This window comes from Kribbella italica, assembly GCF_014205135.1.
In the GTDB taxonomy this organism is placed as follows: domain Bacteria; phylum Actinomycetota; class Actinomycetes; order Propionibacteriales; family Kribbellaceae; genus Kribbella; species Kribbella italica.
This window is the reverse complement of the sequence record NZ_JACHMY010000001.1, coordinates 1286999-1310303: the sequence shown is the minus strand read 5'-3', so window position 1 is coordinate 1310303 and position 23305 is coordinate 1286999. Positions and strand designations below refer to the sequence as shown.

Here is a 23305-nt window from a genome sequence, read left to right as displayed (position 1 = left end):
GGCGATCAGACTAGGTCGACGACCTCGCCGGGGCGGTCGCGGTCCGTCCCGGCGAGGTCGTCAGTTCAGTAGCACCCGGTCGCCGGTGGTGCCGGCGATGATGCGGCGGGTACCGATCGCGGTCCGCAGGTCGAGTTCGACCTTGACCGGGCCGGTCTGGGGCTTGGAGCACTCTCCGCCGCCCGGTTCGTCCGGCGCCACCACGTAGCGGTACGCCGCGATCCGGGCCGTGGTCGCGTCCTGATCGAGGATGCGGACCATGGTGTGCGGGTAGCACCCCTCCCCGGGCGCACTGGACCGGGGAGCCTCGACCTGCAGGACCGAAGGCGATCCGGGCACCGGCCGCACAGCCGTCACCGGGATCTCCTTCTGCAGCAGCATCAGGGTGGTACCGAACGTGAACTGGGCCGGCGGCGGCCCGTCGTCCAGTACGCCGAGTGTCGGCGTACTGATCGGGGCGGCCGGCTCGGCGCCGCGCTGGACGTCCTGGGTGACCACCGTGGCGACCGTCGCGACTGCCACCACAGTCGCGACGGCCAGCAGGTTGCGCTGCCGCTTGCGGCGGCGGGCTCCCCGCTCGACGCCCTGGAAGGGCGGGGCCTGCTCGGGGGTCTGCTCGTCGACGTACTCGACGAGCAGGTCGGTCCTCAGCTCAGCCATGGGGCACCTCCTGGACGGCCAGCATCGGGGCCAGGGCCTGGCGGGCCCTGGCCAGCCGGGACTTCACGGTGCCCGGCGGCACTTGCAGTTCGTCGGCGATCTGGTCGACCGGTAGATCCATCACGTGGTGCAGCACCACCACTGCCCGCTGGGCCGGTGGGATCCTGGCCAGCGCCGCCGCCACGTCGAGTGCGTCACCGTCCGGTTCACGGACCTCTCCTGTTCTCCCGAGCAACTTGGCGGAGGCTTTCTGCGCGACCTGCTGCCGCCGGAGCCTGCTGATCAGGGTCCGTACGGCGACCGCGCGGACCCAGGCCTCCGGGTCGTCGTACCGGCGGATGCTGTCCCAGCGGCCGAGCAGCTTCACGTACGCGTCCTGCGCGACCTCCTCGGCGTCCGCGCGGGACCCGCCGATCGACACCAGGACACCGATCAGCCGCGGCCAGGTCCGGGCGTAGAGCGCCGCGACCTCCGCGTTCGGGTCGGTCTCGTTGTGCCTCACACCGCTAACACGCGCTGCCACCGGATCAGGTTCCATCCTTTTTCCAGGTATTGCATCAGCGAGATGTGAGAGATTACTCTCGAAACATGTCTCTCAGAAATCCGTACGGCGACTTCGAGGTCACCGACCCGCAGGCGATGCGGGCGCTGGCCCATCCCGTCCGCCTGGCGGCGCTGAGCTACCTGCAGAAGAACGGCCCGGCGACCGCGACCCAGCTGTCCGAGCATGTCGGCGCCTCGCCGTCGGTGACCAGCTGGCACCTGCGGCACCTGGCCGGCTTCGGCCTGGTCACCGACGGACCACCGCCGGACGGCGTCGGGGACCGGCGGCAGCGGTGGTGGCAGGCGGCCGCTCGCGGGTTCCGGTACGAGATGCCGGACACGCCCGAGGGCACCGAGGCCGGCCGGCTGCTGCGCGCCGAGATGATGAACCAGGCGCTCGAGGCCGCCCAGCACTGGCTCGCCGAGACCGAACCCAGGCTCGACCCTGAGTGGAACCGCGCCGGCGGCGGGTCGAACACCCTGCTGCACGTCACCCAGGACGAGCTGGAAACCCTGGAGAACGCGATCGAGGACCTGCTCGCGCCGTACGTCCAGCGTGGTCCGCACGGCGCGCCCGCAGAGGCCCGTCCGGTCCGGCACCTCCGCATGTTGTTGCCGGAAGCAACCGACTCCTGAGTCTTTCCCGTACCGCCCGCAGCGCCCCACGGCGCTGCCCCCTGCCCTGATTCAGCCGGCCCGGCTGACCGAACCGAGTGAGGCCCGATGAAGTCCTTGTCCGCCAGCAGCCTGCTGCGCGACCGGCAGTTCCGGACGTTGTGGTCGGCGCAGGCCGTCTCCGAGTTCGGCGACCGGGTCAGCGAGCTCGCGCTCCCGCTGATCGCCGTCACCCTGCTCGACGCCAGCGCCTTCCAGACCGGGCTCCTGACCGCCGCGGTCTGGCTGCCCAACCTGCTGTCGCTGTTCATCGGGACCTGGGTCGACCAGCACCGCGACAAGCGGCCGCTGATGATCGCGGCCGACCTGAGCCGGACCGTCGTGCTGCTGTCGCTGCCGGCGGCGTACTGGCTGGACGTGCTGACGCTCGGTCAGCTCTACGTGATCGCGATCCTGGCCGGTACGGCGCACGTCGTGTTCAACACCGCCAACGCGGCGTTCTTCGTCCGGGTGGTGCCGCGGGCGCAGTTCCTGGAGGCGAACAGCAAGCTGTCGGCGACGCGGTCGTTCTCGTTCATGGCCGGGCCGGCCGTCGGCGGTGTGCTCGTGCAATGGCTGACCGCGCCGGTCGCGATCGTCGTGGACGCGTTCTCGTTCCTGTTCTCGGCGTTCCAGGTCTCGCGCCTGAAGGTCGAACCGGGCGCGGCCGACGAGACGACCGAGTCGCTGTGGCGGCGGGCGGGCGAAGGCATGCGGTACCTGATGCGGCACCCGTACCTGCGCGCCAGCCTCGGCTGCGCGACGACGGTGAACTTCTTCAACATGATCGGGATGGCGCTGCTGGTGCTGTTCGCCAGCCGGAACCTCGGACTGTCCGCCGGGGCCATCGGCGTCGCGTTCGGCATCGGAGCGTCCGGCGGCCTGCTCGGCGCGATCGCCGCCGCTCCCCTGGCACGCCTGATCGGCGCCGGCCGCCTGATCGCCGTCGCCTCGGTGGTCTTCCCGGCCTCGATGGCTGTCCTGGTGCTCGGGGGCGGACCGTTCTGGGCCCGGGCGGGAGTGCTCGCGGCGGCCGAGTTCATCGGGTCGTTCGCGGTGATGTGCTTCGACGTCCCGCTCAACTCGCTGCAGGCCGCCGTCATGCACGACCACATGCGGAGCCGGGTGGTCGGTGCGTTCGCGAGCATCAACTACGGCGTACGGCCGCTGGGTGCGGTGGTCGGTGGTGCGCTGGGGACGTGGATCGGGGTGCGGGAGACGTTGATCATCTCGGGTGTCGGAGGAGCATTCTCGGTGTTCTGGTTGCTGCGGTCTCCGATCATCAGCACCAAGACCTTGGACGACCTGCAGCCACCAGAAGGTGTTCTGCTGACAAGTACAAGCAAGGTCTGAGCAGCACCACCACAACAAATACCAGCCACCTGATCGGTGGCTGGTACTTGGTAGGTGCTGAGTCAACAAGTACCAGCCCCCGAGAGGTGGCTGGTACTTGTTGGGTGACCGGTGACTAGTCGAGTTCGATCGGTTCTTCGAGCTTCGCCACCGTGGTCCTCAGGGGGACCTCCTTGATGAAGAAGACCGCGATCAGGCTGACCAGCGCGCACGCGGCGGCGATCAGGAAGATGCGACCGGTGGCGTCGCCGTACGACTGCCGGACGAGCTCGGCGAGCTGCGGCGGCAGGTGGTTGACGTCGAGGAGGCTCGTACCGCTGCCGTCCTGGAGCTTGCCGGCCGCGGCAGCTCCACCCGGGCCGTGCAGCACGCCCTCGATCAGCAGGTCCTTGACCCGCGTCGCGAGGACCGCGCCGAGGACCGAGACGCCGACCGCACCGCCGAGGCTGCGGAAGAACGAGACCGACGCGCTCGACGCACCGATCTGGCTGACGTCGACGGTGTTCTGCACCGCGAGCACCAGGTTCTGCATCATCATGCCCATGCCGATGCCCATCGACAGCATGCCGAGGCCGACGTACCAGTACGGGCTGGTGTGGTCGATCGTGCCGAGGACGACGAGGCCCGCGACGAGCAGTACGCCGCCGGCGATCAGGTAGCGCTTCCACTTGCCGTAGCGGGTGATCATCTGGCCCGAACCCACCGAGCCGACGAACGAACCGAGCATCATCGGGATGGTCAGCAGTCCGGCCTCGGTCGGGCTGTAGCCGCGGGCGATCTGGAAGTACTGGCCGAGGAACAGCGCGCTGCCGAACATCGCGACGCCGACCGACAGGCTGGCCACGATCGCCAGCGCGGTGGTCCGCTCGCGGACGACCTTCAGCGGAACCAGCGGCTCGGCCGCCCGGGTCTCCACGAACACGGCGAGCACGGCGAGCACCGCGGTACCGCCGACGAACAGCGCCGACTGCCAGGAGATCCAGCCGAAGTCGTGACCGGCGAAGGTCACCCAGATCAGCGGGAGGCTCGCGGCGGCGCTGATCAGGATCGCGCCGAGGTAGTCCATCTGCACGCGGCGCTTGATCACCGGCAGGTGCAGGTACTTCTGCAGTACGACGAGGCTGACGACGGCCAGCGGGACGCAGACGTAGAAGCACCAGCGCCACCCGAGCCAGCTGGTGTCGACGATGACACCGCCGATGAGCGGACCGCTGACGGTCGCGACCGCCATCACCGCGCCCATGTAGCCGGAGTACCGGCCGCGGCTGCGGGGCGGGATCGCCGCGCCGATGATCGCCTGCGCGAGCGCCATCAGGCCGCCCATCGCCAGGCCCTGCAGGACGCGCGCGCCGATCAGGAACGCCATGCTGTGCGCCATGCCGGCCAGCGCGGAGCCGACCACGAACAACGAGATCGCCAGCTGCACCAGCAGCTTCTTGCTCATCAGGTCCGACAGCTTGCCCCAGATCGGGGTGGACACGGTCGTCGCGAGCAGGCTCGCGGTGAGGACCCAGGTGTACTGCGTCTGGCTGCCCTGGAGGTCTGCGGTGATCGTCGGCAGGGCGTTGCTGACGATGGTCGAGCTGAGCATCGCCGTGAACAGCGCGGCGAGCAGCCCGACCAGGATCTCGAGGATCTCGCGGTGGGTGAGTTCCGGCGCGGCAGGAGCCGGCCGGGTCTCGGTGACAGTCATCTTTCTCCAGTCGAAGTGGTGGGACGCCTCACGGACGTGGCAGCCGCGGTGACGGCGCCGGCCACCTTGCGCAGGGTCTCGGCGGCGGCTGCCATGTCGTCGTCGTTCCAGTCGGCCAGGGCCGATCGCAGGTGCCGGGTGTAGCCGGCGTACAGGGCCTCGAGGCGCTGCCGCCCGATCGGCGACAGCGCGACCAGGGAGACCCTGGCGTCGGCGGGATCGGGCCGACGGCTCACCAGGCCGTCGGCTTCGAGCGTGGTCAGCTGTCGGCTCACGACGGACGCGTCGACGCCGAGCTTCGTCGCGATCTCGCCGCCGCGCTGCTCGCCGTCCTTGGCCAGGACCTTCAGCACGCTCGCGTCGGCCCGCCGCAGCCCGGAGTCGGGCCACAGGTGCCGGTGCTCGATACACCGCACGGCGCGGATCAGAGAGCTGACGCCCTCGAGAACGTCCTGCGCCGGCGTGTCCCGTTCAACCTCCGGGACAGAGGCTTGCTGGGCTAGTTGCATAACCCAACTATATACTTGAATAGTTGGTTTCCACAACCATCTGTGCGCGGGGTGGGCTGGTGACTACGGAGGGTGAGAGTCAGCTCAGGTCGGTGTTGAGGCGGCCGAGCAGACGGGCCAGGTCGGTCAGGTCGGTGCTGTCCCAGCGGTCGAGGATGGCGCGGAACTCGGCCTGGCGCTGGGCGCGCATCGCGCCGTACCGCTCGGCGCCGGCGGTGGTCATCCGGAGCAGCCGGGCGCGGCCGTCGTCGGGGTCGCCGATGCGCTCGATCAGCCCGAGGGTCTCGAGCTGGGACAGACCCCGGCTGACCGTCGACTTGTCGAGGCCGAGCGCCTGCGCGACATCAGAGGCCCGTACGCCGGCGCCGCCGCCCGCCGTCCCGAGGTCGATCTGGGAGATCAGGGCGTAGCCGGCGGCGTCCATCTCTGGGTGCACCCGGCGCGCCAGCAGCATCTGCGCGGACCGCGCGCGACGAAGCAGGATCGAGAGCTCCTGCTCGACGTCGGCGATCAGCTCGGGTGGACGCCCGGTGGCGTGGCCGGTCGTGGGCCCGGCGCCCACCGGTCCCCCGGGGACAGGGGTAGCGGCGGCGCCGCGAGCAGGCGTCGTACCGGCAGCAGAGCCGGCCGGAGTCCCGCCCGACTGGCCCCCGCCCACCGGAGTTCCGGCGGGGGGAGCGCCTGCGGTGCCGCGGGCGGGCGTCGTACCGGCTTTCGGTTCGGGGCGCTGGGCAACCATTTCGTTCACCGGACCACGATGCCGGCGTCGCGGAGGGCCTTCTTGACGTCGGCGATCCGCAGGTCGCCGAAGTGGAAGACGCTCGCGGCGAGCAGCGCGTCGGCGCCGGCCTCGACGGCGGGCGGGAAGTGCTCGGGCGCACCCGCTCCCCCGCTGGCGATCAGCGGGACGTCGACCACGGCGCGGACCGCGCGGATCAGTTCCAGGTCGAAGCCCTGTTTGGTGCCGTCGGCATCCATCGAGTTCAGCAGGATCTCGCCCGCGCCGAGCTCGGCGCCCTTGCGGGCCCACTCGATCGCGTCCAGCCCGGCCGACTTCCGCCCGCCGTGCGTGGTCACCTCGAACCCACTCGGCTGCTCGGCCGACCGCCGGGCGTCGAGCGACAGCACGAGCACCTGGTTGCCGAACCGGTGCGCGATCTCCTCGATCACCGCGGGCCGGTGGATCGCGCCGGTGTTGATGCCGACCTTGTCCGCGCCGGCCCGGAGCAGCCGGTCCACGTCCGCGGCCTCGCGCACACCCCCGCCGACGGTGAGCGGGATGAACACCTGCTCGGCGGTCCGCCCGACCACGTCGTACGTCGTCTCGCGGGATCCCGACGACGCGGTGATGTCGAGAAAGGTCAGCTCGTCGGCGCCCTCGGCGTCGTACAGCTTGGCCATCTCGAGCGGGTCGCCGGCGTCGCGCAGGTTGACGAAGTTGACCCCCTTGACCACCCGCCCGGCATCGACGTCCAGGCAGGGAATCACACGCACGGCGAGAGTCACGGGGACAAGGCTAGCGAGGAAGTCCAGAACGGACCGCATCCGCCCTCCAGGCACCTACGCTGCCGAGCTCCGACCGAGATCTTGTCGACCGCCGCCGAGGAGAACGCGTGGTTGAGGTGCGTCACCTTGGACCACGGAACGTTCTTCCGTTGTCGTCCACCGGATCGGGACCGGTCGGGTTGCGCTCGACGATCTCGTCGATCAGGCCACCGCCGGGGAAGTCCATCATGATCACGCCGGTCCGCGTCATCGACGGCTGACCACCGAACTTCTCGTCGCGGCCGGGGTAGAACTCGGGACAGCGGTCGCTGCTGCCGCGCAGACACTGGATCAGGAACTCGTTGACCCCGGTGACGGTCGGCGTGCCGCCGGCCACGGTGAACGGATGCGCCCCCGAACCGGTGCCGCTGGTGTAGTTCACGTACATCGAGTCCGGCTGGTGGACGTGCTCCTTCTCGCCCGGCCGGGTGAGGTCCCACACGCCGTTCGTCCGGCGCAGGTGGGTACGAACCTTCTCCCACTTGTCGTCGATGGAGCTGACGTCGCTGACCTGGTAGTCGTCCTGGACCCACTCGTCGTTGGACCCACCCCCGGGGTAGGGGACCTTGAGCCCGTAGCCCGAGTAGATCCCGCCGCGGACGCCGCGGTACCCCGCCAGCACGATCTTGCCGCGCGTCTCGCTGAGCTTCGGGGTGTCGGCCTGGCTGTCGCCGGTCACCGACGGCGCCCAGAACAGACTGCTCCAGTTGGTCGCCGGGTTCGACTCGTCACCGTTCCCGGTGTACGCCTTGCCTTCCAGGTACGACCGCAGCGTCTTCCGGCGCCACTCGTCGTTCCCGTAACCGCCGGCGTCGCTGCAGGACCCGGCCTCACCGGTGCACTCGGCCTTGAGGTGCAGCAGGATCGTCTCCCGCGGATGCGCGGCGAGGAAGGCCCGCACCTTCGTCAGGACGTCGGCGAAGTTCGCCCGCTGATAGAACGCGCCGTGGTGCACCGTGAAGCTCACCCCGGCCTCGCCCTTGTCCACGCGAACGCGGATGTCGAGGGCGCGGATGCCGGCGGTGAGCTGGGTGGTCAGCGTCTCCGCGCTGTACCCGTGGTTCTCCTGGGTCTTGGTGATGCTGGTGGTGATCGCTTCGCAGCTGCCGTCCTCACCGGAGATCCCGCACAGCGCCAGGCTGTCATGGGTGCCGGGCACCGAGAGCTTGTCGAGGGTGACGTCGCCGGGGACTCGGCTCATCCAGTCGACGTTGGAGGCCGCGGCGGACTCGATACTGCTGTAGTGATCGTTGGCCGAGGCCGTACCGGCGCTCAGGACGAGCGACGAGGTGGTGATCGCGAGGGTGGTCACGGCAGCGAGAAGTCGCCGGGGTCTGGGCAAGGGTCTCACCTTCGGTCGACAGGGGGCGGACAGTCGAACGTGTTGAGAGTAGGTGCTTGAGAGCGCTCCCACAACCGGAGTGGCGGGCCATCCGGTCAACGTCGCAGAACTCCGGATGGACAACTGGTGAGCCCGGCCTCGGGGACCACAAACGAGCGCGGAGCACCCTCAGCAGGTACTCCGCGCTCGGTCGGTGCCGCAGCCTCTACTTCCAGGCGCGGCGGAGGACCGGGGTCTACTTCCTGGCCTTCTCAGCGTCCCGCTAGGAGACGCCGACCCGTGTCGACCCTTACCGCCAGGGTGGCCGCGCCGTCGCAACTTCCTCCACAGGCAACGGCCGCAGGCGGAGTGCCTGCGGCCGTTGGGGTGCAGCCTCTACTTCCAGGCGCGGCGTTTGCCGGCTGGGGCCTTGATCGGGGTGGTCGACTCCCACACCCGGCGCCAGCGGGCGGCGTCCGGGCCGGACTGGGAGGGGGAGGCGCCGGTCGCGACGCGGCGGCGGGCCTCGTACCAGGTGGTCGACTCCTCGTCGAGCAGCGCCGACACGGCGGCGGCGATGCGCGGCGCGAACTCGCGGGCGCTCTCGCCGTCCTTGGCGTGCAGCGGGTCGCCGTACCGTACGGCGACCGTCGGACGTCCCGGCACCGGCCAGCCGCGGCCGCGGGGCATCGCGGCGAACGAACCCTTGATGCCGACCGGGACGATCGGCACGTTGTGCTCGACGGCCAAGTACGCCGCACCCATCCGGAAGCGCTCCATCCAGCCGTCGGGCGACCGCGTGCCCTCGGGGAAGACGACCACGTTCCACCCGTCGGCGAGCAGGTCGCCCGGTGTCGCGCTGAGCTTGCCGCCGCGGCGCTCGATCGGGAACGTGTTGAACACGATCGCCGACGCGGTCGCGCGCCACCAGGTGTCGAAGAAGTAGTCCGCGGCCGCCGCGACGGCGGTCTTGCGGCGCATCCCGTCCGGCAGCGTGCAGAGCACCAGCGGGGTGTCCAGGTGCGACGAGTGGTTGGCCACGATCAGCGCCGGGCCGTCCAGCTTGGTCAGCGAGTCCAGGCCGCTGACCTGCGGGTTCACCTCGAACCGCAGGACCGAGTTGAGCGCGCCCTTCTGCAGCACCTCGCGGACCGCGATCGCGGCCGGCGTCCGGGCCCACTTGGTCGGGAAGACCGTGGACTCCTTCGGGATCACGTACGGCTCGGCCGAGCGCGGGACCTGCGTGCGCCGTCCCCACCGCCAGCCGCGCGCGACCTGCTTGACGTCGCGGGCGGTGTCCCGCCCGAACTTCACCAGGTTCGTCCCCATCAGCGAACGTCCGCGAGCAGGTGCGGCGGGTTGTGCAGGTAGGTGATCGACGGCGACCGGCCGACCGAGTGGCTGACCATCTCCAGCGCGTCCTGCAGCGTCGAGGCGGACCGGAAGCCCATCCGCTCGACGGTCTTGCGGTTCGCGCCGACCCAGACGATGTCGCCGCAGTGGTCGAGGGCGTGGCTGATCCAGTACCACATGTAGAACGGGTGTACGCCGTGGTACGCGTACGACGTCCGGTACAGGTGGATGTACCACGGGTCCTCGGCGTACTGCTTCTCGAACTTCGCCTCGATGGTGGCCGGGTCGGTCGACTCCGACAGCACCTCCTCGAAGAAGTCCACGTACGACGGGTGGTGCAGCTGGCTGAACTCGTAGTCGACCGGGTGGTACAGGATCACCGCGCCGTCCTTGCGGACGATCGGGTTGCCCCGGTAGGAGTTGAAGTAGTAGCCCAGGCCCATGCAGGCGGCCAGGATCGGGTTCATCACCGAGTTCACGTTGTACGGGCCGACGAACGGCACGCCCATGATCGCGACGTCGGACTGGCCCTGCACCTCGACCAGGTGCTGCTTGTGCACGTTCTCGATGGTCTTGTCGTGCACCGGCTCGATCTTGCCGGCGTGGATCCCGGTCAGCCCGTAGTTCGCCCGGACGTCCTGGAAGATCTTGCGCCGGGCCTTGGCCGGGGCCAGCGCGAGGCCGCGCTTGGCGCCGAGCATCGAGGCCTGGTCCTTGATCGACCACTCCCACTCGCGCTTCTGCAGGAACTCCAGCGGCCCGCCGAAGATGTCGTTGTTGAGCGTGGTCTCGATCTGGAAGACCTTGACGTGCTCGGTGAGGATCTCGCCCATCCGCCAGGCCGAGTGGTGCATCTTCGAGGCCTTGTGGTCCATGAACGACCGCGAGTGGATCATCGTGTGGCTGTTGTGGTGGTGCTTCAGCGACTTGTACGACGCCAGCCCGATCGACGTCGACTTGTGGCCGCCGTCCATCGCCACCAGGTTCACGTTCACGTAGACCAGCAGGTCGGACTCGGCCGCCCGCTTGGAGATCTCGACGTCCTCGCCGTGCCGGGTCTGCCCCAGGTGGGTCAGGTTCTCGGCGTCCTCGGCGTCGAAGTTGTACAGCTTGCCGTCGGGGAAGAACGACCGGAAGACCCGCTCGCCGACGATGTCGCGCAGCTCGTTCGGGGTGAGCCGGCGGTGCAGCGCGTTGGCCGAGATCAGCTCGACGTCGTCGACGCCGGCGTCGGCGGCCATCGTCAGCACGGCCTCGATGATGCGCTGGCGGATGTCGGGCTTCTTCATCGGCGGCAGCGGCAGCGAGATGTCGTCGAACGCGATCGTCAGCCGCATCCCGGGCCGCAGCAGCTCCGGCAGCGGCTCGGACTCCAGCGGGTGCAGCAGCGCGTTCTGGATCGCTTCCTCGACGTCGCGCACCGGCGGCAGCGCCTCCGGCGGGTACACCACCCGGGTGCCGAGCGGGAACCGCTCCAGCAGGAAGCCCTCACCGTTGTGCACGAGCAGCGGCGGCGTCCGGTCGTCCACCTCAAGCACAAACCCTGGCCGAGACATGTCAGAACCTCTCTCGTCGTACGTTCAGCAGCGGAGCCGTCATGAGGCCCTCACATCGAAGGCCACCTTCACGGTGCCCAGGCGGCCGGCGGACTGGGCGTGGTCCAACGCCTCACGCCACCGGTAGAGCGGGTACCGCGCGCCGACCACGCCGTCCAGCGGCGCCTTCGCGGCGATCTCCAGCGCGGTCTCGAAGGCGGGCCGGTCGTTCGGCTCCTCCCGCGAGGACGCGTACGTGCCGGTCAGCTCCAGCTCGCGGAACCACACCGGCGACAGGTCCGCACCCGTCGACGGCATCCCGGCCAGGACCACCCGGCCACCGGCCTTGGTGACCCGCAGCACGGTGTCGATCGAGTCCTTGCTGCCGACCGCGTCGACGGCGATGTCGACGCCGCCGAGCAGGAACTCCTTGGCGTTCAGCTCCGGCTTGAGCCGGAAGGCGCCCGTTGCCCGGCGTACGCCGCGGAAGACCTCGTCGGGCGCGACCACGTCGCTCGCGCCGAAGGCCTTCGCCAGCTCACGCTGCTTGGGATGCTTGGCGACGACCGTGATCCGGCCGGCCTGCGTCAGCTCGCGCAGCGCGAGGGTCGCGAACAGCCCGACCGCTCCGGCTCCGCTGACCAGGACCGACTGCCCCGGCTCGACCTTGGCGCGCAGGGCGGTGTGCACCGCACCCGCGAGCGGCTCGGTCAGGACGGCGCGCTCGTCCGACAGACCGTCCGGTACGGCGTACAGCTGGCTGCGGTGGGCGACCATCACGTTGCCCCAGCCACCGCCGGTGTCCTGGCAGAAGCCGGTCTGCAGACCCGGCGCGACGTGGCCGACGGTGATCCGGTCGCAGCGGTTGGTACGACCCGCGACGCAGCTCTCGCACGGCTCGACGCCACGGGCGGCACAGGTGAGCACGGAGTCCATCACCACGCGGGTGCCCTTGGGCAGGTCCTCGCAGTCCTCCAGCAGCTCGCCGACGATCTCGTGACCGGGCACGAACGGCATCGACACCAGCGCCGAGAAGTACAGCTTGGTGTGACCGGTGACCATGCCGAGGTCGGAGCCGCAGATACCCGACAGGATCGGCCGGATCCGGGCCCAGCCGTCGCGGTCGGCCTTCGGCTCGTTGATCGTGACGAGGCGCAGCGGCGCGGCCGGGCCGGTGAGCACGCCGGGGATCCGGCTGCCGACCGCCTTGGCCGCCAGGAACTTGGCCGGCGAGCGGTACATCTCGAGGGCGAGCATCATCGGGCGTTCACCCCAGGGATCTCCAGTCGGGAGGAAGTGGTGGGTGTCTTCCAGTCCACGATCTGCCAGCGCGCGGCCCGGGCGGCCCGGAACAGCGAGACGTCCGGCGAGACCGCGACCGGGTTGCCGACGGCGGCCAGCATCGGCAGGTCGGAGTGGCTGTCGGCGTAGGCGTACGACTTGGACAGGTCGATGTTCGTCCCGCGGGCGCGGTGCTTGATCCAGGCCGCCCGGGACTCGCCGACCAGCGGCGGGCCGGACAGGTACCCGGTGCAGCGGCCGCGGTCGTCGACGGCCAGCTCGGCCGCGACGATCTCGTCGAACAGCGGCTCGAGCGGCCGGGTCAGCGGCCGGACCGCGCCGGTGATCAGGATCGTCTTGTGCCCGGCCGCGCGGTGCTCGCGGATCCGCCGGACGGCGTCACCGCTGAGTCGCTCCAGCACGTGCTCGGCGAGCACCTCGTCGACGATCTGGTTCAGCTCTTCCAGGTCGGCGCCCTCGTACCGGCGGTAGATGGTCCGCAGGAACGTGCCGCGGTCCTTGCGCTCGGCCGAGATCAGCTTCGGCAGCTTGCGCAGCATCGCGCCGAGCTCGCCGACCCGCTGGTGGCTGTCCAGCTCGGGCAGCCGCATCCACAGGTAGGTCTCGATCACGTTCGACGACAGCAGCGTGCCGTCCATGTCGAAGGCCGCGATGATCTCGGCGTCCTCCGACGGCTGGACCTTCTTCAGGACGCCGGCGTTCTCGGCCAGCGCCTTGTTGCGCTTCTTCCGTACGACGTCCAGCCGGCGCATCGACTCGGTCACGCTCGGGCAGTGCAGTTCCTGCAAGTAGTACTGCCAGTCGACGACCGAGGTGTCGCAGGCGAACTTCTCCTGGTCGTCACCCTCGAGGGCGTTGTGCAGGGCGAGCACGTTGTCGTCGATGAACTGCAGCTCGGCCTGCGCGTACTCGGAGTACAGGTCCATGTAGCGGCGCAGGAAGTCGAGCCGGCGCTTCTGCACGTCGAGCTCGCGCGCGTACTTGCGGACCCGCTCGCTGCGCGGAACCGTGGTGATGATCTTGTCGGCGATCGTGTGCGCCTTCTCGCCGTAGCGCAGCATGGATTCGACCGAGTCGCCGCCGGGGAACTTCCAGACCGGCAGCCGGACCGCGCCGCGCTCGCCCAGGTCGAAGGGGTGCTTGGAGAAGTAGGCACGCACGCCGGCGTACAGCTGCTCGAAGGTCAGCGGGTTCCGGGCGCCGGAGCTGACGTGGTAGTACTCCGGCTTGCTCAGCTCGGGCTCGGTCGCCATCACCGCGCAGATCGCGCCGACGACGTGGTCGACCGGGATGATCTCGACGACGGAGTCGGGGCTGGCCGGGAACTCGGGCAGCTCGCCGCGGCCGTAGGCCAGGATCAGCGGCTCGGCCATCTTGAAGCCCTCGATCCAGCCCGGGTGCGGGCTCTGCACCGCGGACTCGATGATGGCCGGCCGGACGATCGAGGTCGGCAGCTTGGCGGCGAACTCCTCGACCACACGCTCGCCGAGTGCCTTGGTGAAGGTGTAGCAGTCGGTCCAGCCGAGGCTGCGGGCCCGCTCGGTGCCGGTCTCGACCAGCTTCTTCGCAACCCACTCGTTGCGGCGCCGCTCGGTGTCGGCGGCGGCGGTCAGGTGACCGGCGCGGCGGTGCAGCTTCTCGGAGTCCTTGCGGAACTTGGTCAGCATCGCGGCCGAGCGCGACATGCCCTCGATCCGGGACTTCATCTCCATCCCGGCCGCGGCCTCGCTGCGCCAGTCGACGGTGTGCTCGACCGGGGCCTCCGGGATCGCACCCCGCCGACGGCCGGCCGTGTACGCCGTGGAGATGTGCACGTAGTGGATCGAGTGGCCGTCGGCGGCCCGGCTCTCGTCGATCCGCTCGAGCAGGCTCTTGGTGCCGAGCACGTTGGTGGTGAACGCCTCGTGGATCGGCGGGTCGAAGCTGACGTCGCCGGCGCAGTGCACGACGATGTCGAGATCGGTCGGCAGTTCCGGGACGTCGGACAGATCGCCCTCGACGACCTGGACCCGGGCCGCGGTCAGCGCCTCGGCGTCGGCGTACGGGGTGCCCTCGCCGTAGAACGGCTTGAAGATGTCCTTACGCAGCAGCTGCGCCATCCGGTCGGTGCCCTTGAGCGAGCCCTTCGGCCGGATGATCGCGACCACGGTCGTGCCCGGCAGATCGCCGATCATGCGGTGCAGCAGTGCCTCACCGACGAACCCGGTCACACCGGTGACCAGGACCTTCTTGCCGTCCAGCTTGTCGGCAAGCCTCACTTGTCGCCTCCACGGGTGAGTTCGAGTGCCTCGGTCAGGGTGAACGCGCCGGCGTACAGGGCCTTGCCGACGATGACGCCCTCGACGCCGTCCTTCACGAGCGTGCTCAGTGCTTTCAGGTCGTCCAGGCTCGAGACGCCGCCGGAGGCGACGATCGGCCGGTCGGTGCGCGCGCACAGGTCGCGGTAGAGGTCCAGGTTCGGGCCCTGGAGCATGCCGTCCTTGGTCACGTCGGTGACGACGTACCGCTCGCAGCCGGCCTTCTCCAGGCGGTCGAGCACCTCGTAGAGGTCGCCGCCCTCCTTGGTCCAGCCGCGCGCGGCCAGCGTCCGGCCACGGACGTCCAGGCCGATCGCGACGCGGTCGCCGTACTGCGCGATGATCCGGTCGCACCACTCCGGGTTCTCCAGCGCGGCCGTGCCGATGTTGACCCGGCGGGCGCCGGTGGCCAGCGCCGCTTCCAGGGAGTCGTCGTCGCGGATCCCGCCGGACAGCTCCACCTGGACGTCGAGCTTGCCGGTGACGTCGGCGAGCAGTTCGCGGTTGCTGCCGCGACCGAACGCGGCGTCGAGGTCGACCAGGTGGATCCAGTCGGCGCCGGCCTCCTGCCACGCCAGCGCGGCGGACAGCGGGTCGCCGTACGAGGTCTCGCTGCCGGCCGCGCCCTGCACCAGCCGAACCGCCTGCCCGTCCGCCACGTCGACGGCAGGCAGCAGCACCAGGTTCTCAGACATGGCCCACACCCTAGATGCCCAAGGTTCTGGTTTCGTAACCCGCTGCCCCGCTGAGTCGTTGAGATCCGATCTGTCTCAGCAATACCAGTACGCCGAGTGGTATCAGCTCGTTCCGGCGATCGCGAAGCCCTGTCTTGACAATTCGGACCGCGGTCCGGATATTCTCCTTCCCTGAGAGCGGACCATGGTCCGATTCCGCCGAGGAGAGCTGATGACACGATCCGAAACGACCGCCGAAGGACTGGAGCTGGTCCGGGCCTATGGGTCCGCCGAGCACTGGCTCGCCGTCCTGGTGACGCTGCGCGCGTCGGTGGAACCGGCGACCAGCCTGGTGAACGCCGGCCTCCTCCCGCATCCGGTGACCGGCCGCCCGGTCGTCGCATTCGTTGCCCGAGGCAACACCGCGAAGCAGCGGAACCTGCGCCGGGACCCGCGCGCCACCCTGGTCTTCCGGGCCGGCTGGGAGTGGGTCTCCGTCGCGGGCGAGGCCGAGCTGGCCGGACCGGACGACCCTCTCGACGGAGTGGACAGCGAGGCCCTGCGCCGGCTGCTGCGCGACATCTACCACGCCGCGGGCGGCCGCCACGACGACCTCGACGAGTACGACCGGGAGATGGCGCGCGATCGGCGGACCGCCGTACTCGTGACTCCCCGGCGGTTCGGCACCAATCCGCGCGGCACCGAGCACCAGGAGCACGGATGACCACCACGAGCACCTCGGCCCGGCCCGCGACCGCGCCGCGCACGATCCAGATCTGGTCCGACCTGCTCTGCCCGTTCGCCCACGTCGCCGTCCACCGGTTGTGGCGGACCCGCACCGAGCTCGGGCTCGACGACGTGGTCCGGTTCGACCACCACGTCTTCCCGCTCGAGCTCTTCGACGGACCGCACCCGCGCCGGGGAACCGACACCGAAGCGGTCGGCCTCGGCCAGATCGAACCGGCGGCGGGCTTCCGGGTCTGGTCCGCGGCCGACGACCTCTACCCCCACACGGTGCTGCTCGCCGCCGAGGCCGTCCTGGCGGCGAAGGCGCAGAGCCTGTCCGCCGGCGAGCAGCTCGACCGGGCCCTGCGGATCGGCTTCTGGCTGCACAGCCGATCGATCAGCCATCGTGCGGTCGTGCTGGACCTCGCGACCGGCCTCGACCTCGATCACGCCCGGCTGACCACGGACCTGGACGACGGCACCTTCCGCCGTGCCGTGATGGACGACTTCGCCGTCAGCCAGGGCGACGAGATCACCGGCAGCCCGCACTTGTTCCTCCCCGACGGCTCGGCCGAACACAATCCGGGGATCACCGTTCACTGGGAAGGCCCCTGGGCAGCGGGCTACCCGGTCGTCGACCACGACCGCCCGGAGGTCTTCGCCGATCTCCTGGTCCGCGCCGCCGGGAACTGACCGTGGACCACGGCGTCGTACTGCGCAGAATCGTCACGGGTGCCCTGGCGACCAACACCTGGGTGGTTCACGCGAGCGACGGTTCGGACGCGGTGCTGGTCGACCCCGGCGACGAACCGGAGCGACTGGCCGCCGCCGTCCAGGACCTCAGGATCCGCGCGATCGTGCTGACCCACGCTCATTGGGACCACCACCTCGCTCTGCCGCTGCTCGCGCAACTGGTCGACGCTCCGGTGCTCGCTCACCGGGCCGCCGCTGAGGTTTGGGCCCACGAGCTACAGCAGGCTCGGGCGACCGGCCACTGGGATGCCGGTACGGCGACCGCGGACCTGCTGCCCAGCGGGAGGATCCAGCTCGACCCGGACCGCGAGCTCTGGACCGGCCGGATCGATCACGAGCTGGCCGACGGTGAGCTCGTCACAGCCGGCGAGCTCACCCTCCACGTACGGCACACCCCCGGCCACTCCCCCGACGGCATCACCCTCGCGATGCCCGGCCACCTGCTCACCGGCGACACCCTGTTTCCCGGTGGCCCGGGCCTGACCGGGTGGCCGCTGTCCGACTTCCCCACGATCATGACCTCGGTCGAGACCCTTCTCACCGGCTACGCCCCCACTACCTCGATCCATCCCGGCCACGGACCGTCGACGACGATCGCCGCCGAGGCTCCTTCCCTGCCGGACTGGCGGCGTCGCGGCTGGTGATCCGAACGAGTCGAGGTCAGGGCCGTCGTACGATCGAGGCCGATGGTGACCTTGGCGGAGTTGGAAGAGTCCCCGCACGCGGCGCTGGCGGCGGTGCGACCGGTCGGGTGGATGGACGCGCTCGACGGGTGGGTGGTCAGTGGGCGCGAGCTGGCCGTGCGGGTGCTGCGGGATCCCACGGTGTTCACCGTCGACGATCCGCGGTTCTCGACGGCGCAGGTGGTCGGGCCGTCGATGCTGTCGCTGGACGGTACGGCGCACTCGGCGCACCGGGCGCCGTTCGAGCACGCCTTCGGGCTGGCGGAGACGCGCGCCCGGTTCACCGAGCCGGTGAACGAGACGGTTTCGTCGCTGGTCGAGGCCTTTGTCCAGGACGGCGCGGCGGACCTGCGGCGCACTCTCGCCGGTCCGCTCTCCGTCGCGGTGGTGGCCTACTCGCTCGGGCTGCCGCCGGCGTCGGCCTCGACCGTGCTCGGCTGGTACGAGGCGATCTCGGACTCGGTGACCGGCGTCGCGGCCGGGCGGCGGGTGACCGCGGCCGGGGCCGAGGCGTTCGGGCGGCTGCACGCACATGTTGCCTCCGGCATCGAGTCGTCGGACTCGCTGGTCGCCGAGGCGGCGCACGCCGGGCTCGGCGTGGACGAGGTGGTGGCGAACGCGGCGGTACTGATGTTCGGCGGCATCGAGACCACCGAGGGCATGATCACCAACTGCCTGTGGCACCTGCTGACTTCTCGCGCGCAGCTCGACCAGGTGCTGGCCGACCCGTCGTTGCTGCCCAACGCGCTGGAGGAGTCGTTGCGGCTGGAGCCCGCGGCCGCTGTGGTCGACCGGTACGCGACCGAGGACATCGAGCTCGCCGGCTGCTCGATCCGTCGAGGGGACCTGGTCGTCGTCTCGCTGGCCGGCGCCGGTCGCGATCCTTCGGTCTTCGCGTCGCCGGACGAGTTCGACGTACGGCGTACGAACGCCCGGCGGCACCTGGCCTGGGCCAGTGGTCCGCACATCTGCCTCGGCATGCACCTGGCCCGGCTCGAGGCGCTCACCGCGCTGCGGGCCGCGTTGGCGTTGCCGGGGTTGCGGCTCGCGCCGTCGTCGCCTCCGCCGCGTGGGCTGGTCTTCCGCAAGCCTTCAGCGGTGAAGGCGCACTGGGACGTCTAGGGCTCCCTAGCGCTTGGTGCTGTCAGTGCTCTTGGTGCCAGTACGACGCGGTGGCCGAGGTCTGCTTGCGGATCACGTCCGGCGCCGGGGCGGCCGGCCAGAGCTGGAGCAGGTAGCGGTCGACGACCGGCTCGTCGTCGCTGACCACGTCGATCTCCTTGCCCTTGTCCATGTCGGCGGCGCAGTAGCGAGCCCGGTAGCTCACGACCGGCAGCTCGGTCTTCACGAACTGGCTCGAGTCGAGACCGTGCAGCAGCAGCGCCGGGCCCGCGGGCTCGAAGGACACCTCGACGATCTCCTCCCAGGTGTCGTCGAGCACGGGCTCCTCGTCCAGCCGCTCGACCCGGAGCCCTACTTCGCCGCTGTGCAGGCCGGTCGTCAGCAGCAACCGGCCGGGCTGGGCGGCGCCGAGCAGGCCGTTGACCTGGCCCCGGCGGGAGTCGTCGAAATCGGGCCAGTCCACCCCACCGGTCATCAGGTAGATCTGGCCGAACGTCAGGCCCATCCGCCCGTCGAAGATCGTCGTCATGTCGCGACCCTAGGTCGCCGGACGGACACGCAGTAGAGGATCTGCACGAACGGGCAAGGTGCCCGGCCGGGTTCGGGAGCGTCAGGCGACCCGGCGGAGCACCATCACCGTTGCCGGGATCACCGGTGTCGGCCGGTCCGGATCCGCTACGGCATCGCGGCGGAACTGCTCGAAGCCGGCGTCCATCTCGTCGGCCGGCAGGTGCTCGAACGTCGACAGCGCCCGCGTGCTCATCCGCTCGTACAGCGTCTCGAGGGTGCGCTGCCGCTCGGCCTCGACCACGCGCACCTCGTCGTCCGGAACGAGGTTCGCCGCCCGCGCCAGCCGCTCGGTCTCCTCGACCGTCCGGTACATCGCGGCGTCGACCGCTCGGGCCGACGGGAAGTACCGGTACCAGGGCAGGTCCGGCATCCGGTCGGCGAACTGGCTGCGCAGCAGCACGACGCCGCCGGGCCTCAGGACGCGATGCAGTTCGTGGAACGCCTGCTGCTGGTCGGTGAAGTGGTGGAAGGACAAGTACAGCAGCGCCACATCGCACGACGCGTCCGGCATCGGGATCGCCTCGGCGGATCCTTCGAGGTAGGTCACGCCGGGATGCGCCGGCGCCTGCTCGCGCATCCGGGCCGACGGCTCCACGCCGTACGCCGGTCCGCCGAACGTCTCGGCCAGCGCTCCCGTGAAGCGGCCGGTCCCCGAGCCGAGGTCGAGGACCGTCAGCGGGCGCTGCGGTGGGACGACTTCGGCGAACGCGTGCATCCAGGCGTCGATGGTCTCCTGGCCGATGGCCCGGCCGGCGGCGTAGACGCTGTGCAGGCGGTCGTCGTAATCGACCATGGCTAGTCCTTCCAGGCGTGGTGCCAGTACTCGGCGACTTCCGCGGTCTGCTTGAGGATCGCGTCGGGCTGCGGCGCGGCCGGCCAGAACTGGAGCAGGTAGCGGTCGATCGGCGCCTCGTCGTCCTTCACCGTGTCGGCCGCCGCGGCCGCGTCCATTCCGGTCGCGCAGTAGCGGACGCGGTAGTCGCCGATCGGCAGGTCGAGGAGGTGGACCGCTTCGCCGGCCCACTCGACCAGCGCGATCTCGTCCTCGACCGGGCGGAAGGACGCCTCGACGATCTCCTCCCAGGTGTCGTCGAGGGGCGGCTGGTCGGCGTACAGCTCGAGGGTGAAGTGGGTCTGCCCGGTGTGCAGGCCGGTGGTCAGGAACAGGGTTCCCGGCAGCGCGGCGCCGCAGAGTCCGTTGGCCTGGCCGTGGTTCGACTCCGCCGGGTCGCTCGCGAACGTCCCGCCGGACATCACGTAGATCTGGAAGTAGGAGACGTGCACCGGGCCGTCGTACAGGACCTTCATGCCGGAGACGGTAGTCCATCCGGAGCCGGTCCGGCGGCGCCGCCCGCGGATGGTTGCTTCAGGCAAAGATGTCGTAGCCGAGGCGGAGGATCAGGGCGCTGACCACGACCAGGAAGACGACCCGGACGAACTTGCTACCGCGGGCGACCGCCGTACGGGCTCCGAGCAGGCCGCCGACCATGTTGGCGGCGCCCATCGTCAGGCCTAGGCCCCACAGCGGGGCGCCGTGCGCGGCGAACACGGCGATCGCGCCGAGGTTCGTGGCGACGTTCGCGATCTTCGCCTTCGCGCTGGCGCGGAGGAAGTTGTAGCCGAGCAGGCCGACCAGCGCGAAGATCAGGAACGAACCGGTCCCGGGCCCGACCGCGCCGTCGTAGAAGCCGATCAGCAGGCCGACCGCGCCGGCGGCGACGTAGTGGCGCCGGCCGTCCCACCTGAGCGCGGTGCGGGCGCCGAGGGACGGTTTCAGCGCGGTGTAGATCGCGACGCCGATCAGCAGCACGAGCACGATCGGCTTGAACCAGCTCATCGGGATCTTCGTCGCGACCAGTGCCCCGCCGGCCGCGCCGAGGCCGGCCAGGATCGTCAACGGGATCACGGTCCGGCGGTCCGGGCGGACCTTCACCCCGAACGTGACCGCGCTGGTCGCCGTACCGCACAGCGAGGAGATCTTGTTGGTCGACAGGATCTGCGCGGGCGACGCGTTCGGCAGGCCGAGCAGCATCGCGGGGAGCTGGATCAGCCCGCCGCCGCCGACCACCGCGTCGATCCATCCGGCCGAGAAGGCCGCGACCACCAGGAACACGATCGTCCACAGGGAGATATCAGGCACAACGCCCCCGGAATGCACTCACGGTTCCATGATCAGGTCAGGACGTAGTACCGGTGAACCCTTACGTGACCGGCTCCACAGAAACCAGCGGACGTGGACCGCCTGGATCGCGACAATGGGGTGGTGAAGTTCTTGCTGCTGATCCACAACAATCCCGAGGCCCTGGAGGGCCTGACCGCCGAGCAGCGCCGCGCGCTGATCGGCGGCGACGACCTGGTCGACCGCATCGGCCGGCTGCGCTCCGCGGGCGAGCTGGTGCAGATCCTCGCGCTGGAGCTGCCGTCGGAGTCCAAGACCGTGCAGACCGTCGCCGGTACACCGGTGATCTCGGACCGCCCGTTCCTGGAGACCAAGGAGTTCCTCGCCGGTGCTCTGGTCGTCGAGGTCCCGTCGATCGACCGCGCCCTGGAGATCGCCGCCGACGTCCCGTACGCCGCCGTCCAGCGCATCGAGGTCCGCCCGATCCGCGACCTGGACGAAGCGGGCCTGGCGCAGCTGGACCCGGGTGAGTGATCCGGTACCTGTGATTCCCGGAGATCCCGACACCGCGCGCGATGCGACCCACTCCGCCGGAGCGGTCGCACCTGATGGGGAGCTCGAGGCGGCGATTCGGGCTGGGGCGCCGAAGGCGTTGGCGACGCTGGTGCGGCGGTACGGCGTGTTCGACCAGTGCGAGGACGCCGTCCAGGAGGCGCTGCTCGCGGCGTCCGCGCAGTGGCGCGAGCAAGGCGTACCCGTACAACCGGTTGGTTGGTTGATCAGCGTCGCTTCCCGTCGGCTGATGGACGGCTGGCGCCGCGACAACGCCCGGAGGCAGCGCGAGCTCACCGACTTCCTGCGCACCCCAGTCGTCGCCGAGACCGAGGACACCGACGACACCCTCCGCCTGCTGATCCTCTGCTGCCACCCAACCCTCAGCGCGGCCTCACAGATCGCACTGACCCTCCGCTCGGTCGGCGGCCTGACCACCGCCGAGGTCGCCGCCGCTTTGCTGGTCCCGGAGTCGACGGTCGCCCAGCGCATCAGCCGCGCCAAGCGCCTGATCAAGGAGGCCGGCGCCAGGTTCGAACTACCGACCGGCGACGAGTACGACGAACGCCTGCGCGCCGTCCTGCACGTCCTCTACCTGATCTTCAACGAAGGCCACACCGCCAGCTCCGGCCAGGACCTGCAACGCCTCGACCTGGCCGCCGAAGCGCTTCGCATCACCCGCATGCTCCACCAGTCCGTCGCCTCTGACCGCGACCCCGCCGACGCTCCCCCGGCCCAGCGCCACCCCGCTGCGCCAACAGGCGAGGTCGCCGGGCTGCTGGCGCTGATGGTCCTCACCCACGCACGCCGCGACGCCCGGACCGGCCCCGGCGGCGACCTCGTCCCGGCCGACCGCCAGGACCGCACCCGTTGGTACACCTCGGAGATCGCCGAAGGCACCACCCTCATCGAGGCAACCCTGCAGTCCGGCCGCGTCGGCCCGTACCAACTGGAAGCAGCAATCGCGGCCGTCCACAGCGAGGCCGACTCGGTCGAATCGACCGACTGGGAACAGATCGCCGGCCTCTACCGCATCCTCGCCGAGATCGACCCCGGCCCGATGGTCCGCCTCGGTCAGGCCGTGGCGGTCGCAATGACCGACGGCCCGGACGCCGGGATCGCGATCGTCGACGCCCTCGCCGACGACCGCCACCTCGGCGACCACCACCGCCGCCTGTCGGTCCTCGCCCACCTCCACGAACTCGCCGGCCGGTACGACGACGCCCGCGCCCAGTACGAGGCCGCCCTCGACCGCACCCGCAACACCGCCGAGCAGAACTACCTCCGCGACCGCCTCACCCACCTCCCCCCTGAATCACCCACCTAGGCCTTGACCACCGC

Annotated in this window: 24 protein-coding genes; 8 read left to right on the top strand and 16 right to left on the bottom strand. The window is 70.2% G+C overall.

The features are described 5' to 3' along the window. Window positions 1–60: 60 nt before the first annotated feature. Both HDA39_RS06160 and HDA39_RS06155 read right to left on the bottom strand, forming a co-directional pair. Window positions 61–660, bottom strand: coding sequence for a hypothetical protein (locus HDA39_RS06160; protein ID WP_184794272.1), 600 nt, complete (start codon window positions 658–660; stop codon window positions 61–63). Continuing rightward, window positions 653–1183 (bottom strand): sigma-70 family RNA polymerase sigma factor, encoded by a 531-nt coding sequence (locus HDA39_RS06155; RefSeq protein ID WP_184794271.1) that lies wholly within the window; start codon window positions 1181–1183, stop codon window positions 653–655. The genes HDA39_RS06160 and HDA39_RS06155 overlap by 8 nt, the downstream gene beginning before the upstream one ends. Before the next feature lie 65 nt (window positions 1184–1248). On the opposite strand from HDA39_RS06155, the gene HDA39_RS06150 reads away from it, so the two are divergent. Both HDA39_RS06150 and HDA39_RS06145 read left to right on the top strand, forming a co-directional pair. Next, window positions 1249–1839: an ArsR family transcriptional regulator gene (locus HDA39_RS06150; protein ID WP_184794270.1), complete on the top strand. Its 591-nt coding sequence runs from the start codon at window positions 1249–1251 to the stop codon at window positions 1837–1839. Between the two features lie 87 nt (window positions 1840–1926). Further along, window positions 1927–3210 carry an MFS transporter gene (locus HDA39_RS06145; protein ID WP_184794269.1) on the top strand — a complete coding sequence of 428 codons (1284 nt, stop codon included), beginning with the start codon at window positions 1927–1929 and terminating at the stop codon, window positions 3208–3210. Between the two features lie 115 nt (window positions 3211–3325). Here HDA39_RS06145 and HDA39_RS06140 read toward each other — a convergent pair whose 3' ends face one another. The 10 genes from HDA39_RS06140 to priA all read right to left on the bottom strand — a co-directional run bounded on the left by HDA39_RS06140 (window position 3326) and on the right by priA (window position 15460). Continuing rightward, window positions 3326–4903 (bottom strand): MFS transporter, encoded by a 1578-nt coding sequence (locus tag HDA39_RS06140; protein WP_184794268.1) that lies wholly within the window; start codon window positions 4901–4903, stop codon window positions 3326–3328. After that, the gene (locus HDA39_RS06135) at window positions 4900–5412 is read right to left on the bottom strand and encodes a MarR family winged helix-turn-helix transcriptional regulator (protein ID WP_184794267.1); all 513 of its coding nucleotides are present in this window, start codon (window positions 5410–5412) and stop codon (window positions 4900–4902) included. The genes HDA39_RS06140 and HDA39_RS06135 overlap by 4 nt, the downstream gene beginning before the upstream one ends. 79 nt (window positions 5413–5491) lie before the next feature. Further along, on the bottom strand, window positions 5492–6151 hold the full coding sequence (locus HDA39_RS42150) for a MarR family winged helix-turn-helix transcriptional regulator (protein WP_238356450.1): 660 nt from the start codon (window positions 6149–6151) through the stop codon (window positions 5492–5494). Window positions 6152–6156: 5 nt separating this feature from the next. Further along, on the bottom strand, window positions 6157–6918 hold the full coding sequence (hisF, locus tag HDA39_RS06125) for an imidazole glycerol phosphate synthase subunit HisF (RefSeq protein WP_337925645.1): 762 nt from the start codon (window positions 6916–6918) through the stop codon (window positions 6157–6159). 121 nt (window positions 6919–7039) lie between these two features. Next, on the bottom strand, window positions 7040–8299 hold the full coding sequence (locus HDA39_RS06120) for a phosphatidylinositol-specific phospholipase C (RefSeq protein WP_184794265.1): 1260 nt from the start codon (window positions 8297–8299) through the stop codon (window positions 7040–7042). A gap of 375 nt (window positions 8300–8674) precedes the next feature. Next, window positions 8675–9607: a lysophospholipid acyltransferase family protein gene (locus HDA39_RS06115; protein ID WP_184794264.1), complete on the bottom strand. Its 933-nt coding sequence runs from the start codon at window positions 9605–9607 to the stop codon at window positions 8675–8677. Beyond that, entirely contained in the window at window positions 9607–11187 is a 1581-nt protein-coding gene (larAH, locus tag HDA39_RS06110; RefSeq protein ID WP_184794263.1) for an NPN-dependent hydroxyacid isomerase, LarAH14/15/16 family, read from the bottom strand. The genes HDA39_RS06115 and larAH overlap by 1 nt, the downstream gene beginning before the upstream one ends. Before the next feature lie 39 nt (window positions 11188–11226). Beyond that, window positions 11227–12426 carry a zinc-dependent alcohol dehydrogenase gene (locus tag HDA39_RS06105; RefSeq protein ID WP_184794262.1) on the bottom strand — a complete coding sequence of 400 codons (1200 nt, stop codon included), beginning with the start codon at window positions 12424–12426 and terminating at the stop codon, window positions 11227–11229. Then, window positions 12423–14726 carry an HAD-IB family hydrolase gene (locus tag HDA39_RS06100; RefSeq protein WP_184794261.1) on the bottom strand — a complete coding sequence of 768 codons (2304 nt, stop codon included), beginning with the start codon at window positions 14724–14726 and terminating at the stop codon, window positions 12423–12425. Before HDA39_RS06100 ends, HDA39_RS06105 begins: the two co-directional genes overlap by 4 nt. Beyond that, window positions 14723–15460 carry a bifunctional 1-(5-phosphoribosyl)-5-((5-phosphoribosylamino)methylideneamino)imidazole-4-carboxamide isomerase/phosphoribosylanthranilate isomerase PriA gene (gene priA, locus HDA39_RS06095; protein ID WP_184794260.1) on the bottom strand — a complete coding sequence of 246 codons (738 nt, stop codon included), beginning with the start codon at window positions 15458–15460 and terminating at the stop codon, window positions 14723–14725. The genes HDA39_RS06100 and priA overlap by 4 nt, the downstream gene beginning before the upstream one ends. 211 nt (window positions 15461–15671) lie before the next feature. Here priA and HDA39_RS06090 point away from each other — a divergent pair, with 211 nt between their 5' ends. The 4 genes from HDA39_RS06090 to HDA39_RS06075 are packed head-to-tail and all read left to right on the top strand — an operon-like array spanning window position 15672 to window position 18723. Then, window positions 15672–16163 (top strand): TIGR03618 family F420-dependent PPOX class oxidoreductase, encoded by a 492-nt coding sequence (locus tag HDA39_RS06090; protein ID WP_184794259.1) that lies wholly within the window; start codon window positions 15672–15674, stop codon window positions 16161–16163. Further along, window positions 16160–16858: a DsbA family oxidoreductase gene (locus HDA39_RS06085; RefSeq protein WP_184794258.1), complete on the top strand. Its 699-nt coding sequence runs from the start codon at window positions 16160–16162 to the stop codon at window positions 16856–16858. Before HDA39_RS06090 ends, HDA39_RS06085 begins: the two co-directional genes overlap by 4 nt. Before the next feature lie 2 nt (window positions 16859–16860). Next, a complete protein-coding gene (locus HDA39_RS06080) occupies window positions 16861–17562 on the top strand; it encodes an MBL fold metallo-hydrolase (protein WP_184794257.1) in 702 nt (233 codons plus the stop codon). A 42-nt stretch (window positions 17563–17604) separates the two neighbouring features. Next, on the top strand, window positions 17605–18723 hold the full coding sequence (locus HDA39_RS06075; RefSeq protein ID WP_184794256.1) for a cytochrome P450: 1119 nt from the start codon (window positions 17605–17607) through the stop codon (window positions 18721–18723). 22 nt (window positions 18724–18745) lie between these two features. Here the strand turns inward: HDA39_RS06075 and HDA39_RS06070 are convergent, their stop codons facing one another. The 4 genes from HDA39_RS06070 to HDA39_RS06055 form a co-directional block, all read right to left on the bottom strand. Beyond that, a complete protein-coding gene (locus HDA39_RS06070) occupies window positions 18746–19252 on the bottom strand; it encodes a hypothetical protein (RefSeq protein WP_184794255.1) in 507 nt (168 codons plus the stop codon). Between the two features lie 81 nt (window positions 19253–19333). Next, window positions 19334–20086, bottom strand: coding sequence for a class I SAM-dependent methyltransferase (locus HDA39_RS06065; RefSeq protein WP_184794254.1), 753 nt, complete (start codon window positions 20084–20086; stop codon window positions 19334–19336). 2 nt (window positions 20087–20088) lie between these two features. Next, complete coding sequence (locus HDA39_RS06060) at window positions 20089–20601, bottom strand: hypothetical protein (RefSeq protein WP_184794253.1); 513 nt, start codon at window positions 20599–20601, stop codon at window positions 20089–20091. A 58-nt stretch (window positions 20602–20659) separates the two neighbouring features. Further along, window positions 20660–21433 carry a TSUP family transporter gene (locus HDA39_RS06055; protein WP_184794252.1) on the bottom strand — a complete coding sequence of 258 codons (774 nt, stop codon included), beginning with the start codon at window positions 21431–21433 and terminating at the stop codon, window positions 20660–20662. 123 nt (window positions 21434–21556) lie between these two features. Between HDA39_RS06055 and HDA39_RS06050 the strand changes: the two genes are divergently transcribed. After that, entirely contained in the window at window positions 21557–21946 is a 390-nt protein-coding gene (locus HDA39_RS06050) for a YciI family protein (protein ID WP_184794251.1), read from the top strand. Next, a complete protein-coding gene (locus tag HDA39_RS06045; RefSeq protein WP_337925644.1) occupies window positions 21939–23291 on the top strand; it encodes an RNA polymerase sigma factor in 1353 nt (450 codons plus the stop codon). The genes HDA39_RS06050 and HDA39_RS06045 overlap by 8 nt, the downstream gene beginning before the upstream one ends. The last annotated feature ends 14 nt before the right edge of the window (window positions 23292–23305 follow it).

Excerpts from the sequence above, each read along its gene's own strand:
- HDA39_RS06140 (WP_184794268.1), bottom strand. The coding sequence starts at position 4,903 with ATGACTGTCACCGAGACCCGGCCGGCTCCTGCCGCGCCGGAACTCACC.
- HDA39_RS06060 (WP_184794253.1), bottom strand. The coding sequence starts at position 20,601 with ATGAAGGTCCTGTACGACGGCCCGGTGCACGTCTCCTACTTCCAGATC.
- HDA39_RS06105 (WP_184794262.1), bottom strand. The coding sequence starts at position 12,426 with ATGATGCTCGCCCTCGAGATGTACCGCTCGCCGGCCAAGTTCCTGGCG.
- HDA39_RS06115 (WP_184794264.1), bottom strand. The coding sequence starts at position 9,607 with ATGGGGACGAACCTGGTGAAGTTCGGGCGGGACACCGCCCGCGACGTC.
- HDA39_RS06150 (WP_184794270.1), top strand. The coding sequence starts at position 1,249 with ATGTCTCTCAGAAATCCGTACGGCGACTTCGAGGTCACCGACCCGCAG.
- HDA39_RS06075 (WP_184794256.1), top strand. The coding sequence starts at position 17,605 with ATGGTGACCTTGGCGGAGTTGGAAGAGTCCCCGCACGCGGCGCTGGCG.
- HDA39_RS06085 (WP_184794258.1), top strand. The coding sequence starts at position 16,160 with ATGACCACCACGAGCACCTCGGCCCGGCCCGCGACCGCGCCGCGCACG.
- HDA39_RS06090 (WP_184794259.1), top strand. The coding sequence starts at position 15,672 with ATGACACGATCCGAAACGACCGCCGAAGGACTGGAGCTGGTCCGGGCC.
- HDA39_RS42150 (WP_238356450.1), bottom strand. The coding sequence starts at position 6,151 with ATGGTTGCCCAGCGCCCCGAACCGAAAGCCGGTACGACGCCCGCCCGC.
- HDA39_RS06070 (WP_184794255.1), bottom strand. The coding sequence starts at position 19,252 with ATGACGACGATCTTCGACGGGCGGATGGGCCTGACGTTCGGCCAGATC.
- larAH (WP_184794263.1), bottom strand. The coding sequence starts at position 11,187 with ATGTCTCGGCCAGGGTTTGTGCTTGAGGTGGACGACCGGACGCCGCCG.
- HDA39_RS06065 (WP_184794254.1), bottom strand. The coding sequence starts at position 20,086 with ATGGTCGATTACGACGACCGCCTGCACAGCGTCTACGCCGCCGGCCGG.
- priA (WP_184794260.1), bottom strand. The coding sequence starts at position 15,460 with ATGTCTGAGAACCTGGTGCTGCTGCCTGCCGTCGACGTGGCGGACGGG.
- HDA39_RS06135 (WP_184794267.1), bottom strand. The coding sequence starts at position 5,412 with ATGCAACTAGCCCAGCAAGCCTCTGTCCCGGAGGTTGAACGGGACACG.
- HDA39_RS06160 (WP_184794272.1), bottom strand. The coding sequence starts at position 660 with ATGGCTGAGCTGAGGACCGACCTGCTCGTCGAGTACGTCGACGAGCAG.
- HDA39_RS06145 (WP_184794269.1), top strand. The coding sequence starts at position 1,927 with ATGAAGTCCTTGTCCGCCAGCAGCCTGCTGCGCGACCGGCAGTTCCGG.